This is a genomic window from Streptococcus parasanguinis (assembly GCF_019929185.1).
Taxonomy (GTDB): Bacteria; Bacillota; Bacilli; order Lactobacillales; family Streptococcaceae; genus Streptococcus; species Streptococcus parasanguinis_O.
Genome location: NZ_JAHZPC010000009.1, coordinates 11,823 through 27,598, shown reverse-complemented (window position 1 = coordinate 27,598; position 15,776 = coordinate 11,823). Strand labels below are relative to the sequence as shown.

The 15,776-nt window shown below is 43.8% G+C and carries 14 protein-coding genes; 2 read left to right on the top strand and 12 right to left on the bottom strand.

Translation table 11 applies throughout. From position 1 onward, the window contains the following. Nucleotides 1-5 precede the first annotated feature (5 nt). From K1I56_RS06615 to purD, 6 genes are all read right to left on the bottom strand, one after another. Entirely contained in the window at nt 6-233 is a 228-nt protein-coding gene (locus tag K1I56_RS06615; RefSeq protein WP_045613324.1) for a hypothetical protein, read from the bottom strand. 8 nt (nt 234-241) lie between these two features. Next, nucleotides 242-1,192 carry a ketopantoate reductase family protein gene (locus tag K1I56_RS06610; protein ID WP_223325577.1) on the bottom strand — a complete coding sequence of 317 codons (951 nt, stop codon included), beginning with the start codon at nt 1,190-1,192 and terminating at the stop codon, nt 242-244. 103 nt (nt 1,193-1,295) lie between these two features. Further along, a complete protein-coding gene (locus K1I56_RS06605) occupies nt 1,296-1,553 on the bottom strand; it encodes a hypothetical protein (RefSeq protein WP_223325599.1) in 258 nt (85 codons plus the stop codon). 1 nt (nt 1,554) lies between these two features. Beyond that, complete coding sequence (gene purK / locus K1I56_RS06600; RefSeq protein ID WP_049473298.1) at nt 1,555-2,646, bottom strand: 5-(carboxyamino)imidazole ribonucleotide synthase; 1,092 nt, start codon at nt 2,644-2,646, stop codon at nt 1,555-1,557. Then, nucleotides 2,633-3,121, bottom strand: a complete 489-nt coding sequence (purE, locus tag K1I56_RS06595) for a 5-(carboxyamino)imidazole ribonucleotide mutase (protein ID WP_003015335.1) — start codon at nt 3,119-3,121, stop codon at nt 2,633-2,635. Before purE ends, purK begins: the two co-directional genes overlap by 14 nt. Before the next feature lie 189 nt (nt 3,122-3,310). Next, the gene (gene purD / locus K1I56_RS06590; protein ID WP_049473297.1) at nt 3,311-4,573 is read right to left on the bottom strand and encodes a phosphoribosylamine--glycine ligase; all 1,263 of its coding nucleotides are present in this window, start codon (nt 4,571-4,573) and stop codon (nt 3,311-3,313) included. 182 nt (nt 4,574-4,755) lie between these two features. On the opposite strand from purD, the gene K1I56_RS06585 reads away from it, so the two are divergent. Further along, on the top strand, nt 4,756-5,775 hold the full coding sequence (locus tag K1I56_RS06585; RefSeq protein WP_223325576.1) for a GBS Bsp-like repeat-containing protein: 1,020 nt from the start codon (nt 4,756-4,758) through the stop codon (nt 5,773-5,775). 176 nt (nt 5,776-5,951) lie between these two features. Here K1I56_RS06585 and K1I56_RS06580 read toward each other — a convergent pair whose 3' ends face one another. Further along, complete coding sequence (locus tag K1I56_RS06580) at nt 5,952-6,461, bottom strand: HXXEE domain-containing protein (RefSeq protein WP_223325575.1); 510 nt, start codon at nt 6,459-6,461, stop codon at nt 5,952-5,954. Between the two features lie 167 nt (nt 6,462-6,628). Here K1I56_RS06580 and K1I56_RS06575 point away from each other — a divergent pair, with 167 nt between their 5' ends. Beyond that, nucleotides 6,629-7,171 (top strand): TetR/AcrR family transcriptional regulator, encoded by a 543-nt coding sequence (locus tag K1I56_RS06575; RefSeq protein WP_134974827.1) that lies wholly within the window; start codon nt 6,629-6,631, stop codon nt 7,169-7,171. 182 nt (nt 7,172-7,353) lie between these two features. Here K1I56_RS06575 and purH read toward each other — a convergent pair whose 3' ends face one another. From purH to K1I56_RS06550, 5 genes are all read right to left on the bottom strand, one after another. After that, entirely contained in the window at nt 7,354-8,901 is a 1,548-nt protein-coding gene (purH, locus tag K1I56_RS06570) for a bifunctional phosphoribosylaminoimidazolecarboxamide formyltransferase/IMP cyclohydrolase (protein WP_223325574.1), read from the bottom strand. Between the two features lie 75 nt (nt 8,902-8,976). Beyond that, entirely contained in the window at nt 8,977-9,531 is a 555-nt protein-coding gene (purN, locus tag K1I56_RS06565; protein ID WP_223325573.1) for a phosphoribosylglycinamide formyltransferase, read from the bottom strand. Beyond that, on the bottom strand, nt 9,531-10,553 hold the full coding sequence (gene purM / locus K1I56_RS06560) for a phosphoribosylformylglycinamidine cyclo-ligase (protein ID WP_223325598.1): 1,023 nt from the start codon (nt 10,551-10,553) through the stop codon (nt 9,531-9,533). Before purM ends, purN begins: the two co-directional genes overlap by 1 nt. A gap of 29 nt (nt 10,554-10,582) precedes the next feature. Next, nucleotides 10,583-12,022 carry an amidophosphoribosyltransferase gene (purF, locus tag K1I56_RS06555; protein ID WP_003009289.1) on the bottom strand — a complete coding sequence of 480 codons (1,440 nt, stop codon included), beginning with the start codon at nt 12,020-12,022 and terminating at the stop codon, nt 10,583-10,585. 12 nt (nt 12,023-12,034) lie between these two features. Continuing rightward, the gene (locus tag K1I56_RS06550; RefSeq protein WP_223325572.1) at nt 12,035-15,760 is read right to left on the bottom strand and encodes a phosphoribosylformylglycinamidine synthase; all 3,726 of its coding nucleotides are present in this window, start codon (nt 15,758-15,760) and stop codon (nt 12,035-12,037) included. Nucleotides 15,761-15,776 lie beyond the last annotated feature (16 nt).

Genomic DNA, 15,776 nt, shown 5'->3' with positions numbered 1-15,776 from the left:
TCGCTTTATTCAAATTCTTCTTTCCCAATCCACACAGATGGATAATGATCCAGTGTATTCAAATCCGTATCCAGCGGAACATCATAGATAGCTAAATAGTTTTCAGGATATTGAGCAGTCAGCTCTTCATACTTAGCTTTCACTTTTTCATGATCACTACTAGCATACAAGACTTCGACGACTGCTCCTGTCTTGTCCTTCTCAACAAAAGCATTGACAATGAGTTGAATCATAAAACCTCCTAAATCGAAATACCCTTCATATTTGCTTCCAGAATAGGCATCTTGACACCTAACTCCTGACCAGTCTGATAAACACTTTGACAACAATAGAAGATGTCCTGTTTGTCATTGTGCAAGGTCATGATTTTTCGAGTTAGCTCATTTTTCGCAAACATGACTTTCATGGCTTTGCCGGCTATCCAAGCGGGAATTTTGTAAGGTAAGAGTTCAGCTTTGTAAAGCTTCAAATTCACGCCACGCGCTTCTACGACTTTCAAAGCCTCTCGAATGGCCTTGATGGCCAATGACAATTCCGATGAACTATTCATCAAATTCAAAGCCAATTCTTCTGGTTTTTCCAAATTTCCTGAACGAGCAGCTGTCGAAGTGACACCCGCATTAATCGCCATGTGAATCCAAATCCATTCGACCATATCATGAGGTACTTCCCACTTCAAATCTGCAGAAGTCAGTAAAGTCGTCAAATCAGAATAGTTAGAAATGTGTGCTTTTTGCTCAGCTTCTAGCATTAAATGGTCAAACAAGACACCATCCAAATGGTCCTCCTGCATGTGACCTCCAGCTGTCGGAAAGGCCAGAATATAGTCGTAATCCCCTGCCCACTCTTGGACCTCTTTTCGAGTATCCCAGAAATTGCAGAAGAAAACAAGGGTACCTTTGATATTATTTTTTCGCAAGGTCTCCACAGCTTCTTTGACACACCCATGACGCACACTCAGAAAAATAAAATCATATTCCGAATCAGCTTCCGCCACATGAACCTCATAGGTATCATGCTTGTTCTCACCCTTGGAACGATAGCGACCATCTAGCAGATCAACCGACAACTCCTTCGGAGCTGTGCTTTTCTTACTATCTCTCAGCACGTGTTCCACTTGATGGCCTGCTTTTTGAAAGGCGTAGGCATAAGTGGTTCCGATGACTCCAAGTCCTAGAATCGCTATTTTCACTTAAAAATCAATCCCTTTCCAGCAGTGGTTATATGGTTTCTCTTGTTTAAACAAAGAGTTGACGATGAGTTGAATCATATATTTCCCACATTCAATTTAAAGACTATTCTTCCTCAGAATCTTCGTAAACACAAAATTCAATCGAAAGTTTTATAGGGCGACTTGTTAATCCACAACTCTTTATATAATCATAGACCTCATCATCATCGAGGATATGCTTTATAACTAGTCGATTATTTGTTATCTCTACAACATGAATCCCTTCTGTATCAGGAATTTCTGGAATCTCTACATCGTCCGCATAAGTAAATGTTAGAGTAGTAATGTCATCATCGAATACATCATCGAATTCTTCTACCATTTTAAAAATCAATCCCTTTCCCAAATTCAACCACATTATCTGGTTCATCACTAAACAAAGTCACATGTCCCATTTTGCGGTTGTGCTTTGCTTCTAGTTTACCATATAAGTGGAGGTGAGCGCTTGGATTTTCTGTCACATATATTTCAGCAGCCTCGACATGTTGGCCGAGAACATTGAGCATAACAGCTGGTGCATGAAGGTGAATTGCTGGGAGTGGTGCTCCGAGAACGCCCAAGATATGGGTATCAAACTGGGAGAAGTCGCAGGCTTCGATTGAGTAATGACCTGAGTTGTGTGGACGTGGCGCAATTTCGTTGACAATGATGTCATCAGCTGTCGCAAACATTTCTACACAAAGTGTACCAGAAAGGTTCAGTTGTTCTGCGATTCGCACTGCCATGACTTTGGCTTTTTCAGCTAGACTTTCTGAAATGCGAGCAGGCACAATGGTTTTTGAAAGAATGTTGTTGCGGTGGATATTTTCCTGAACGGGAAAGACTGTCACATCCTTGCCATTTCCAGACACGATGACTGAAATCTCAAGGTCAAAGTTGACAAATTCTTCCAAGACACAGTCTGCTGAATCGGCTAAAGTGTATGCTTCTTCCAAGTCTGCTTCTGAACGAATAACCTTTTGACCATGGCCATCGTAACCACCGGTCGCAGTCTTGAGGACATAATTTTTCGACAGGTCAATATCTGCCAAATCCTGGCTTGAGGTCACGACCTTGTAAGGAGCCACAGTGACTTGGGCCTTGTTAGAAAGAAAATCCTTCTCAAAGATTCGATTTTGAGAAATGCGGAGCAGGTCTGTTCCTTGAGGGAGTTGTCCTTCCTTGATAACAGCATCCAAACCGTCAGCATCCACATTTTCAAATTCATAAGTGAGAACATCACAGCAATCTGCCAACTGACGAAGGGCATCCACGTCGTCGTAAGGGGCCACGATGATTTCCGCCACGCGGGAGGCTGGACAATCAGCTGCTGGGTCCAAGGCGATGACCTTGTGACCCATGTAAATAGCAGAAATGGCCATCATCTGACCAAGCTGACCGCCACCGATGATGCCAATGGTTTTAGTTGAGCTCATTGGTAGACTCCTCTGCGATTTTTCCTTGTTCTTCTGCGAAATCCGCTAACGCTGTCGCAATAGCCTGGTCCTCTACTGAAAGAAGACGGAGGGCAAAGAGGGCTGCGTTTGTCGCTCCTGCTTCACCAATGGCCATTGTTGCCACAGGCACGCCACCCGGCATCTGAACGATAGAATAGAGCGAATCCACACCGCTAAGGGCACGTGATTTGACGGGTACCCCGATAACTGGAAGGGTTGTTTTAGCAGCAACCATACCTGGCAAGTGAGCAGCGCCACCCGCACCCGCGATGATGACCTTGATGCCACGGCTACGTGCTTCTTCCGCATGTTTGAACATGAGGTCTGGTGTCCGGTGAGCAGAGACAACTTTCTTTTCGTAAGCGACGCCGAAGTTGTCGAGGACTTCAGCAGCTTTTTGCATGGTTGCCCAGTCAGATTTTGAGCCCATGATGATGGAAATTACTGGTTTCATTTTTAATCCTTTTTCTTTTTTTGATAATGTTCTTAGGTGGTGGGGACGGAAGCAAACCTTCGGTTTCATTCCTAAACTTTGAGCCTAAGGTCTCAAAGTTTCCCCCGACCAGAACAGATGCTGTTCCGGTCTTTTCACCATGGCGACCATTATCGGGTTTAGCGACTTCGTCGCGCTATTCTTGTACTTCTACTTTATCGCCTTGCTACCGATATCATTTCGATAGAAGAGGCCTTCTGTGTTTTGTTTGTTGAGTTCGTTGTAGATAATGTTTTGGCCGTCTTTGACGGTATCTGCTGTTGTGACGAGCATGTAGACACGTCCTCCGTTTGAAAGGAGGTCTTGACTATTTTCAGCGAATTTGGCACCAGCATAGTAAGTAATTATGTCGCCCTCTGTCTTGGCTGGAAGCTTGACACCCTTCTCATAAGCGAGTGGGTAGCCGTTTGATGCTACAACTACGCCCAGTGTCACACCCTTGTCCGTCCAAGTAATGGCCGGCTCTTTGCCATCCAAAATATCAGTAATATTTTGTGCAAAATCAGATGTCAAACGAGGCAAGATAATTTGTGTTTCAGGATCGCCAAAACGAGAGTTGAACTCGATGACTTTCGGTCCATCAGCTGTCAAGATTAGCCCCGCGTAAAGGACACCAAGATACGGACGACCTTCTTTGATCATGCCTTCAAGAACTGGCTTAACAATGGTGTCAACCGCTGTGTCAACCACGCTCTGTGGCAAGTGAGGAACTGGCGCATAGGCACCCATCCCGCCAGTGTTAGGGCCTTTGTCGCCATCGTAGGCACGTTTGTGGTCCTGTGCCGTTGGCATAATGTAGAACTTATCACCATTGACAAAGGCAAAGAGAGAGAACTCTTCCCCGTCAAGGAATTCCTCGATGACCACGCGCGCGCCTGAATCACCGAATTTATTGTCCAAAAGCATCTCATGAGCGGCTTCAACTGCTTGCTCAACTGTCTCCGCAACGACGACACCTTTCCCAAGGGCCAAGCCATCTGCCTTGACGACGATTGGAGCGCCTTTTTCTTCGATGTAGGCCTTGGCTTCCTCGAAATCTGAAAAGGTTCCATAAGCTGCTGTCGGAACGTCGTATTTGACCATGATTTCCTTAGCAAAATCCTTAGACCACTCCAGCTCAGCTGCAGCCTTGGTCGGACCAAAAGCCTTGAGACCAGCTGCATTGAAATCACCCACGATACCAGCTGCAAGGGCATCATCTGGACCAATGAAGGTCCAAGCAACATCATTCGCTTTTGCGAAGTCAATCAGCTTAGAATGTTCGGAAATTCCGATATTGATCAAATCCAGACCGTCTAATCGCATCCCGTCATTACCAGGAGCCACAAAAACCTGCTCAACGTCTGTAGACTCCAACAATTTCTTGGCAATCGCATGCTCACGACCGCCAGATCCAACAACCAAAAGTTTCATCTCGAACCTCTTTTGCGAATTATTTTATTAAATTATATCATAATCGTTCGTTTTATTCTAATGATTTCAGCAAAAGTCTCCTATTCCCAGTAGAATCCAAACATTTTTTGCTATTTTCTCCTATTTCTCATTTTTTTCCGAATAGTATAGGTGAGACCTACTAATTGACGAAAAGGAGTATTATGCAAACGATCAAAAAATTTGTTGTACTGACTTGTGCGACATGGGGGATGCAAGCCTCTATTGCCCATGCAGATCAAGCGACCAATGCTATCTATGCCGAAAAAGGGCAGCTAGTGATTCATCTTGGAAACGTCCCGGATAAGTATCAAAAGATCCAAGTTCCCGTCTGGTCTGACCAAAATGGTCAAGATGACCTGATTTGGTATCCTGTGGAACGCAGTGACAAGGGATTTGACCTACAAGTGCCATTGACCAACCATTCTGATCAAGCCGGACTTTATCATGTCCATGTCTATGGGGTGGAGGCAAATGAGCAGCTAACCGGACTTTACCCTCTCACGACCAGAGTCCAGCAAAAAGACCTGGCTTCCTCCCAACCCAAGATTACGATCACACCCATCTCCTCACAAGAATTTGAGGTAGACCTAAAGTTGTTTGAAGACGTTGACGAGATTGTCTTCCCCATCTGGTCTGAAGAAAATGGGCAGGATGATCTGGTCTGGTATCCCGCAAAGAAGATTGCACCTGGACATTTCCAACTGCGCTTTCAAGCTCAAAAACACAAGGGAAGCGGGCTATTTCATCTCCACGTCTACCAGAAAAGCCAGGGACAACTAAAAGGGCTATTCCCCACTACCTTTCAAGTGGAAAAGACAAGGCCAAAGCTCACGCCACTCGCGACACATCCGGGAAACACCTATCCGATCGGTGAATGTACCTGGGGAGCCAAAGAATTAGCCCCTTGGGCCCACAACTGGTGGGGAAATGGCGGCATGTGGGCAGCTAGTGCACGCACTGCGGGATTCCGGACAGGAGACATCCCAGAGGTCGGTGCCATCGCCTGTTGGGACAATGGGGGATATGGGCATGTCGCCTTAGTTACGGACGTCGAACATGACCAAAAAATTCAGATCCAAGAGGCTAATTACAACGGCCATCGCTATATCGACAACTTCCGTGGTTGGTTCGATCCGACCAATCCCGTCTGGGGAACCGTCACCTATATCTATCCAGATTAAGGTCTTCTTTATTAGCAGAAAAGACACTCATCGTTGAATGAGTGCCTTTTTTGATTAATGTCTAAAATGACTCACGCCTGTAAAGATCATGGCCAATCCGTATTTATCCGCCGCTTCGATAGTCATTAACCAGTTATATCAGAAAGGTTAAAAAGTAGCTCTCATTTAATCGTTTTTCATTTCGCGTATTTTTCTAGATGTGTTTGAATTTTTGGCATGATGAGATGCATGATTTTAAGATTCGTAAAAGCTATTACCATGGCCAATAAAAGATAGACAACGACTGATAACAAAGAAATGTCAGAAGGCCAATAGTGGAAAATAATCATTAGAACCATTGGCAATTCTAGGGTTACCGTGACGACTCCAGGAACATAGCCCCTAAATTGCAGGCACATGATATAATGGATTATGAAATGAGCTGTATAAGCTATTACAAAAGATAAATAGAGTAAACTGTTGTGAGTTATTTGGCAGAATCCAGAAATAAACACCAGGATGATAAATTCTTCGAACACACCTACTGCAAAAGCGGAACCTTGCGTAACGGAACCAAAGAACGGTTTCTTAAAAGTTTCTAACTTTTGATGATGCCGTGTTTTCCACAAGGGCATAAAAATTATTTCTTCAAAATCATGTAAAATAAATAAAATAGGCAGCATCCAAACATTAAAAAGAATGCTCATACCTTTACCTCCTTAATAACAACTAACAATTGTACAATGTTAAGAATAAATGATAATCATATATCACGCGCAACACTTTTAGTATAAAGATAAACTGTTACAAAAACAAGAGGTTAAGAGATATTGGCACAGTTTGACCAAAAGTGTGACAGGAAAGGAAAAATACCATGGAATATCAAACGCGACAATGGCTGGAGGAAGCCTTGTTCGATTTATTAGCAACTAAGAAGTCTCTCCAAAATATCAGCATTGCTGAACTCAGCGAGCATGCTCAGATTGCCAGACGAACATTTTATCGTTATTACCATTCAAAAGACGAAGTTCTTACGAACTATTTAGACCGCTTAATTCAATACTATATTATCGAACTTCAAACAGCAAAACTGACTAATTTTGAAGATTTAGTGAACCTTTTCTTTCAGTATTGGAGCCAGTACACTGAGCCATTAAAAATTTTGCAAGACGCAAACTTACTCGTGCTTATCTTGCAAAGGTCTTACGATAAGCTTCCTGCTACTTATACCACTGTCATGGCACCTTGGCACATCACAAATAGTGATCAAAGACAAATCAACTATGATATTAGATTCATTACCGGCGGTCTCTACAATATTTTTGATGAATGGTTAAAAGGAGATTATAAAGCCATGCCTATTAACGAGCTAGTCACAACAACCTTAAACACCATAAAACGTATAAAAAATAGTTAAGTGAGAAACTGAGTTTTTCGAGATTCGTCATGAACAGCTCTAACAAATCATTTTAATAATTTCTAACACTAAAATGCTTATTGTTTTAGATATACAAAAAGAGAAGACAACTTACGTCTTCTCTCGTTGTTAGCGATAAATCATTTATCACAGTTGATAATGAGCTAATTTTTAAATACCCATCAATGTCTAAAATGTCTCACTCCTGTGAAGATCATGGTCAAGCCGTATTTATCAGCCGCTTCGATTGACTCTTGGTCACGAACTGATCCACCTGGCTGGATGATCGCTTTAATCCCTGCTTTAGCGATTTCTTCCACATTATCTGCAAATGGGAAGAAGGCATCTGAAGCAAGAACAGCACCATCAAGACGGTCTTTGGCTTGGTCAATAGCGATGCGGACAGATGCCACACGATTGGTTTGACCTGGGCCAACCCCAAGGGTCATGTGGTCATTGGTCACGATGATCCCATTTGATTTGACGTACTTGATCGCCTTCCAAGCAAACTCAAGAGCTGTCGCTTCTGTCTCAGTTGGTTGGCGTTTCGTCACCACTTGCCAGTCAGCTGGACTTTCTTTCACCACGTCTTGGTTTTGAACGAGGAGACCACCAACAACACCAGTGTATTCTGCTTCCACTTCACTAGCGTCTTGAGCATCAAATGGCAAGGCTAGGATGCGCAAGTTTTTCTTCTTAGTTGTCAAGATTTCAAACGCTTCATCTGTATAGCTTGGCGCAATGATGATTTCAAGGAAAACACCGTGCATTTTTTGTGCTGTCGCAGCATCCACTTCACGGTTGAGGACTACAATACCACCAAAGATTGATACTGGATCAGACTCATAAGCATAGTCCCAAGCCGTTTCGATATCGTCAGCTTGACCAATCCCACATGGGTTCATGTGTTTCAAAGCCACAACGGTTGGACGGTCTTTAAAATCACGGATGATCCGGATAGCGGCATCAGCGTCACGGATATTGTTGAAGGACAATTCTTTACCGTTCAACTGTTTCGCTGAAGCGATGGAGTAATCCGTTGGCAAAGCTTTTTGGTAGAAGTCTGCATCCTGTTGAGGGTTTTCACCGTAACGCATTGGTTGCTTGAGATCATAAGTCAATGTGAGTTTTTCAGGTTTTTCTTCACCCACTTGAGCAGTGAAGTATTCTGCGATCAAAGCATCATAGGCTGCTGTGTGACGGAAGACTTTCGCTGCCAAACGTTGACGAGTTTCGTAACTTGTTTCGCCGTTGGCTGCCAATTCGTCCAAAACCACAGCATAGTCAGCAGGATCTACCACAACTGTTACGCTAGCGTGGTTCTTCGCTGCCGAACGAAGCATAGATGGCCCACCGATATCGATATTCTCCACCGCATCCGCATAAGTCACATCTGGCTTGAGGATAGTTTCCTTGAATGGGTAAAGGTTGACCACAACAAGGTCGATCAATTCGATCTTGTTGTCCTTAGCAGCCTCCAGGTGGCTATCGAGATCACGACGAGCGAGGAGACCACCGTGGATATTTGGGTGGAGAGTCTTCACACGACCGTCCATCATTTCTGGGAAACCAGTCACATCATCGATGGCAATGGTATCTACCCCAGCATTGTCAAGGGCAACTTTAGTCCCACCTGTCGAGATGATGTCCCAACCGAGTTTTTTGAGTTCTTGGGCAAATTCAACAATGCCCGCTTTGTCTGAAACACTAATTAGTGCGCGTTTAGTCATTTTCTTTCTTTTCCTTTTTTAAAAAAGTTCTTTATCTGCTACAGTCGAAAATGTTCTTTCCGATCAATGGCTTCCTTATTTCCGTACTACTCCCAAACGTTCCAAGACTTCTGGATAGAGTTTGTACTCTGTTTCGTGGATTCGAGTTTCAAAAGTATCAAGGGTATCCCCTTCAAGGCGTGGCACACGCACTTGCTGAATAACCTTCCCGGTATCAACGCCAGAATCCACCCAATGGATAGTCACACCGCTCTCAGCAACGCCTGCATTCCAAGCATCCTCAATACCATGAGCACCTGGAAATTCAGGGAGATAAGCTGGGTGAATATTGATGATACGGCCTTCATAAGCTGCTAGCAAGGTTGGGCCAACGATTTTCATATAACCGGCCAAACAAACCAAATCAATCTGGTGTTCATCCAAGAGTTTGACGATAGCTTCTTCATAAGCTACTTTATTGCCAAATTCCTTGAGTTCAAAGGCATGGCTCACCACGCCAAGGTTTTTGGCACGTTCTAAGACATAGGCATCACGATGATCTGAAAAGACAAATTCTACTGGAAATTGTTCTGCAATCACCTGAAAGTTTGAGCCGTTGCCAGAGGCAAAAACAGCAATTTTTTTAGCCATTATTTAATCACCACACTTGTGCCATCTTTCTTCACAATCCGACCGATTTCATAAACAGGTTCGTCAAGAAGTTCTTTGACACGCTCCACATGTTCTGGCTTCACTGCAAGCATGAGACCAATCCCCATGTTGAAGATTTCAAACATTTCTTCATGTTTAATTTGGCCATATTTTTCAAGAGCTTTGAAAATTGGAAGAACTGGGACTTTGCTTTCGTCAATTTCAGCAGCCAAGTCATCAGCAAACATCCGTGGTACATTTTCGATGAAACCACCACCTGTGATGTGGGCAATTCCGTTGACCAATTCTTCTTTGATGAGTGGCAATGCTGCTTTGACGTAGATACGAGTTGGCTCCAAAAGAACGTCTTTAAGTTTCTCCCCTTCCAATTCTGGGAGAACTTCTTCACCTGTGTAATCCGCAAAGACACGACGAACAAGTGAGTAACCATTTGAGTGGATACCGCTTGAAGCAAGTCCAAGAATCACATCCCCTTCAGCTACTTTTGAACCGTCAATGATTTGAGATTTTTCTGCAACACCGACAGCAAACCCAGCCAAATCATAGTCATCTTCACCATACATACCAGGCATTTCAGCCGTTTCTCCACCGATAAGGGCTGCACCAGCCTGCACACAACCTTCTGCAACACCAGCAACGACTTGCTCTAATTTAGCAGGTTCATTTTTACCAGTTGCGATATAGTCAAGGAAGTAAAGGGGCTCCGCACCTGCAGCGATGATATCGTTAACACACATAGCCACACAGTCTTGACCGATCGTATCGTGTTTGTCGTACTTAATAGCCAGCATGAGTTTAGTACCGACACCATCTGTACCTGAGATCAAAACGGGCTCTTTGACACCTGTTTTTGAAAGGTCAAACATGCCACCGAAGCCACCGAGAGCTCCCATAACACCTGCGCGTTCCGTACGAGCCACGTGTTTTTTGATCCGTTCAACAACTTCATAACCTGCTTCAACGTCCACACCCGATTGGGCATAAGCATTTTTAGACATAATTTTTTCCTCTTTTTTCTTCTGCACTGATCTTAATAGAAAGAAGTATGTTCTTTCAAACTTTCCACATAGCGTTCTTCGTAGTCATACAAAGGTGTTGGATATTTTCCATCAAAGTAAGCCACACAAAGACCGCCATTTGGGGCATCTGTATCGATTCCAATAGAATCAATCAAGCCATCGATTGACAAATACGTCAAGCTATCTGCACCAATGATATCGCGTGTTTCCTCTACTGTATGATTGGCAGCAATCAATTCCTTACGTGTTTGAATATCGATCCCGTAGAAACATGGGTAGGCAAGGGCTGGGCTACCGATTGCTACGTGGACCTCTGTAGCTCCTGCTTCTTTCAATAACTTCACAATTCGACGTGATGTTGTCCCACGTACGATAGAATCATCAATCATGACAACCCGTTTGCCTTTCACGACACCGGATACGGCAGAGAGCTTCATCCGAACCCCTTGCTCCCGTAGTTCTTGTGTTGGTTGAATAAAGGTCCGTTGGGTATATTGGTTTTTAATCAAGCCCATTTCATTTGGTAGGCCGGATTCTTCCGCAAATCCCATAGCTGCGCTAAGTGAAGAGTTCGGTACACCGACCACAATATCTGCTTCATGTTTGAATTCACGTGCCAATTGAGCCCCCATACGTTTACGAGCTGTATGGACATTGACCCCTTGAATATTGGAGTCCGGGCGGGCAAAGTAGATATACTCCATTGAGCAAACAGCCAATTGGGTGTCCGTTGTATAGTTATCGTAAGTGATGCCGTTATCATCGATGATCACGACTTCACCCGGATTTACATCCCGAATCCACTCTGCTCCAACCACTTCAAAGGCACAGGTTTCAGATGAAACCACGATAGCTCCGTTGGCCATTTTCCCAATCGAAAGAGGACGGAAACCATTTGGATCCAAGGCTGCAATCAGCTTATCTTCCAGCATGAGAAGGTAAGCAAATCCACCTTTCACCGTATTCAAGGCTTCTTTCACCTTACCCATGAAAGAAGGGTTGTGGCTCCGACGAATCAAGTGAGCCAAGATTTCTGAATCAGAAGTTGAGCTAAAGATCGCTCCGTTATTTTCCAACTCCCGTTTGAGGGACTTAGCATTGGTCAAATTCCCGTTGTGGGCCAGTCCAAACTGGGTATCATGAAAGCGAAAGAGGAAGGGCTGGATGTTATCCACCGAAGCTTCCCCAGCTGTCGCATAGCGAACATGGCCAATCGCTCCCGTTCCTGTTAACTTATCCAAGTTAGCAGGATTTCGAAATACTTCTGAGAGAAGACCCGTATCACGATACCGTTTTAGTTGACCCGCATCATTCGAAAGGATCCCCGCCCCTTCTTGACCACGGTGTTGAAGACTGTGTAATCCAAAATAAGTCAGTTTTGCAGCATCTGGGTGTCCCCAGATCCCAAAAATACCACATTCTTCATTAAGAGATTTAACTTCGTATGTCATTTTGTATACCTTTTATTTTCCAGTAAAGTATTTAACCGCTGATGCAAAGAGATGTTGATCTTTATTTCCTGGAATATTTTGGAAGAGACCGTCTTCGAATCGTTCTGAGTGACCCATCTTACCAATAATTTGACCATTCTTACTTGTAATACCTTCGATCGCATTGACAGAACCATTTGGATTGTATTTTGAATCCATGCTTGGTTTCCCTTCGAAGTCAACATATTGGGTAAAGATTTGACCATTGTCACGAAGCTCTGCAAATTCCTCAGCTGTCACGACAAATTTACCTTCACCGTGTGATACTGGGATGGCATGGATGTCACCAACTTCTACTCCGGCAAGCCATGGTGAGTTGGTGTTGGCAATACGTGTTTCAACCATCTTAGCCACGTGTTGGTTGGCATCATTGTAGAAGAGGGTTGGACTCGTGCTGCTTGCATCTTCAAAGTTACCGTATGGAAGAAGACCTGATTTAACAAGGGCTTGGAATCCGTTACAGATACCAATAATCAAACCACCACGTTCGATGAAGTGATCGATAGCTGCACGCACTTTTTCATTGAGCAAGATGTTTACGATGAATTTAGCTGATCCATCTGGTTCATCCGCTGCTGAGAAGCCACCTGCAAAGAAGATAATATTAGCTTTTTCGATGTTGTCAACCATGGTGTCAACAGACTTGACAATCGCTTCTTCATTCAGTGTGACAAATGGTACCAGGTTAACTTTGGCACCTTCTTTTTCGAAGGCCTTAGCGGAGTCATATTCTGAGTTAGTACCTGGGAATACTGGGATGTAAACCACTGGTGTATCAACTGTTTCTTTAGCTTTGATCACAGCATCTGATGCCACAGCTGGTACTTCTTCCAACTCAGTTGCCTGTGCAAATTCCGTTGGGTAAACTTCTTCCAATTTACCTTGGAAAGCACTGTCAAGTTTGTGTCCATCAAGCGTTACACCATTGACAGTAAGTGTAAAGTCAGCTACTGTTTGTCCGATCGTAGCAACACCTGCAATTTCTTCAGGCGAAGTGAAAACGAATCCACCCAATTGGGCTGTCAAGCTAGTGTCAAGATTATCTAATTCAACATTAGCTCCGATATGGTTACCAAATGTTGCAAGGGCAAGAGCTTCAACCACACCACCATATTTGACAGCTGATGCTGCTGTTACTTTGTGATCAGCTTGGATGGCTTCAAATTGAGCAAAGTTAGACTTGATAAGATCAAAGTCAATTTCTTGTGCCAAAGCTTGACCTGGGATGTAATAGATATTTTCACCAGTAGCTTTAAATTCTGGAGAAAGGACCTTACGGCTATCTGCAGTTGTCACCCCAAAAGCAACCAAGGTTGGTGGTACTGTCAATTCTTCAAAGGTACCAGACATAGAGTCTTTCCCACCGATAGATGGCAAACCAAGTTGAATCTGAGCTTCAATGGATCCAAGAAGAGCTGCTACTGGTTGACCAAAACGCTCTGCTTGTTTATCCATCCGCTCGAAGTATTCTTGATAAGAGAAGCGAGCCTTAGACCAGTTTGCACCAGCAGCAACCAAACGAGCGGTTGCTTCGATGACCGCATAGGCAGCACCATGATATGGAGACCATTCTGCTACATAAGGGTTGAATCCTTGCGCCATAACAGAAGCGGTTGTTGTCACGCCATGTTGGACTGGTAATTTCTGTACAGAAGCTTCCGTTGGTGTGATTTGGTAGCGACCACCAAGTGGGTGATTGACTGTTGAACGACCAACTGAGCTATCAAAGATGGTTTGTAACCCTTTTTGACTGGCATGGTTCAAGTCAGCCAAGACCTCAAGAGTATCCGCTTCAAGGGTTTCAGCAGATGTTTGACGTTCTTCTGGAAGCTTGACATCCTTGTCAACCACCTTAGCATCTACAACCACACGTACACCGTTTGTATCAAGGAAACGACGTTCCAAATCAACGATTGTTTCACCATTCCAGTGCATGACAAGATTTGGTTTCTCCGTTACTGTTGCAACGACAACAGCATCAATATTTTCTTTGTTACATTCAGCAACGAAGGCGTCTACATCTTCTGGACGAACCACCACAGCCATCCGTTCTTGAGACTCAGAAATGGCAATTTCTGTACCGTTCAAACCTTGGTATTTCAATGGCACTTTGTCTAAATCAATTTCAAGACCATCTGCCAATTCACCGATAGCCACACAGACACCACCAGCACCAAAGTCATTTGATTTTTTGATCAGACGCGTCACTTCCCCATTACGGAAAAGACGTTGAATCTTACGTTCTTCGATGGCGTTCCCTTTTTGAACCTCAGCACCAGCTGTTTCAACAGATTCAACCGTTTGAACTTTAGAAGAACCTGTCGCACCACCGACACCGTCACGTCCAGTTTTACCACCGAGCAAGATAATCACATCACCTGCTTCAGGTTTTTCACGGACCACATTTTCCTTAGGAGCCGCACCGACAACTGCACCTAGCTCCATACGTTTTGCAACGAAACCTGGGTGGAAGTATTCTCGAACATAGGTTGTGGCAAGACCAATTTGGTTACCGTATGAAGAATAACCGTGAGCTGCTGTTTTAGAAATCACTTGTTGCGGCAATTTACCAGCGCGGGTTTCTGAAATTGGAGCTGTAATATCACCAGCACCTGAGATACGCATGGCTTGGTAAACGTATGAACGACCTGACAATGGGTCACGAATGGCACCACCGATACAAGTAGCCGCTCCACCAAATGGTTCGATTTCCGTTGGGTGGTTGTGCGTTTCGTTCTTGAACATGAGAAGCCATGGTTCTTTGACACCATTGACATCCACTTCAATTTCAACTGAGCAGGCATTGATTTCATCAGACACTTCCATGTCATCCAAACGACCATTAGCACGCTCATAACGGCCAAAAATAGTCGCCATATCCATCAAGGTTTGAGGTTTTTCTGTACGTCCCAACTCATCACGCATGGCAATATACTTGTCATAAGTCGCTTGCAATTGTTTTTCAAATTTAGAAGCTGAGAAGTCGATGTTTTTTAACTCAGTTTCGAAAGTTGTGTGACGGCAGTGGTCAGACCAATAAGTATCCAAAACCTTAAGTTCAGTCTCAGTTGGTACACGTCCAATAGATTTGAAGTAATCTTGAATAAAGAGAAGGTCATCCACTTCCATTGCCAAGCCTTGCTCAGCCTTATACTTGGCAAAATCTTCTGCCGTATAAGTTTCAAAGAAATCCAAGCTTGGAATGGTCTTGTCAGACTCAGAGAAATCCTGTTTCGCAATACCAACAGTGATATCTTTGAAACGAGAATCCACTGGGTTCAAAAGGTAGTTTTTAACAGCTTCCAACTCATTCGCATCGATATCCTTGTTAACCAAGTACAATTGCGCTGTATTCACTGTTACGTCATTTGAACTACCAAGCAAAAGCAAAGCTTCTTGTGAAGATGCCGCACGTTGGTCAAATTGGCCCGGCAAACTTTCAATCGCAAAGAAAGCATATTTCTCAAAATCAGCCTGAACCGCAGCTTCATCCAGAACAGTATCGGTCACTTGCTCAGAGAAGATATGTTTTTCCGCACGCGCAAACAAATCCTCTGCCAAACCAAAAACATCGTAAACCTGAACAATCCGAAGATCCTTCAAGGTTTTCAACTGAAGATTATGCTGTAATTCTTTTACTAAAGAGTCCGATTTCACACGAAAATCAGCTTTTTTCTCAACGAAAATACGTTTATCCATTTTAGTTCCTTTACTT

Excerpts from the sequence above, each read along its gene's own strand:
- K1I56_RS06605 (WP_223325599.1), bottom strand. The coding sequence starts at position 1,553 with ATGGTAGAAGAATTCGATGATGTATTCGATGATGACATTACTACTCTA.
- purD (WP_049473297.1), bottom strand. The coding sequence starts at position 4,573 with ATGAAACTTTTGGTTGTTGGATCTGGCGGTCGTGAGCATGCGATTGCC.
- K1I56_RS06585 (WP_223325576.1), top strand. The coding sequence starts at position 4,756 with ATGCAAACGATCAAAAAATTTGTTGTACTGACTTGTGCGACATGGGGG.
- purH (WP_223325574.1), bottom strand. The coding sequence starts at position 8,901 with ATGACTAAACGCGCACTAATTAGTGTTTCAGACAAAGCGGGCATTGTT.
- K1I56_RS06575 (WP_134974827.1), top strand. The coding sequence starts at position 6,629 with ATGGAATATCAAACGCGACAATGGCTGGAGGAAGCCTTGTTCGATTTA.
- K1I56_RS06550 (WP_223325572.1), bottom strand. The coding sequence starts at position 15,760 with ATGGATAAACGTATTTTCGTTGAGAAAAAAGCTGATTTTCGTGTGAAA.
- K1I56_RS06580 (WP_223325575.1), bottom strand. The coding sequence starts at position 6,461 with ATGAGCATTCTTTTTAATGTTTGGATGCTGCCTATTTTATTTATTTTA.
- purF (WP_003009289.1), bottom strand. The coding sequence starts at position 12,022 with ATGACATACGAAGTTAAATCTCTTAATGAAGAATGTGGTATTTTTGGG.
- purE (WP_003015335.1), bottom strand. The coding sequence starts at position 3,121 with ATGAAACCAGTAATTTCCATCATCATGGGCTCAAAATCTGACTGGGCA.
- purN (WP_223325573.1), bottom strand. The coding sequence starts at position 9,531 with ATGGCTAAAAAAATTGCTGTTTTTGCCTCTGGCAACGGCTCAAACTTT.
- K1I56_RS06615 (WP_045613324.1), bottom strand. The coding sequence starts at position 233 with ATGATTCAACTCATTGTCAATGCTTTTGTTGAGAAGGACAAGACAGGA.
- purK (WP_049473298.1), bottom strand. The coding sequence starts at position 2,646 with ATGAGCTCAACTAAAACCATTGGCATCATCGGTGGCGGTCAGCTTGGT.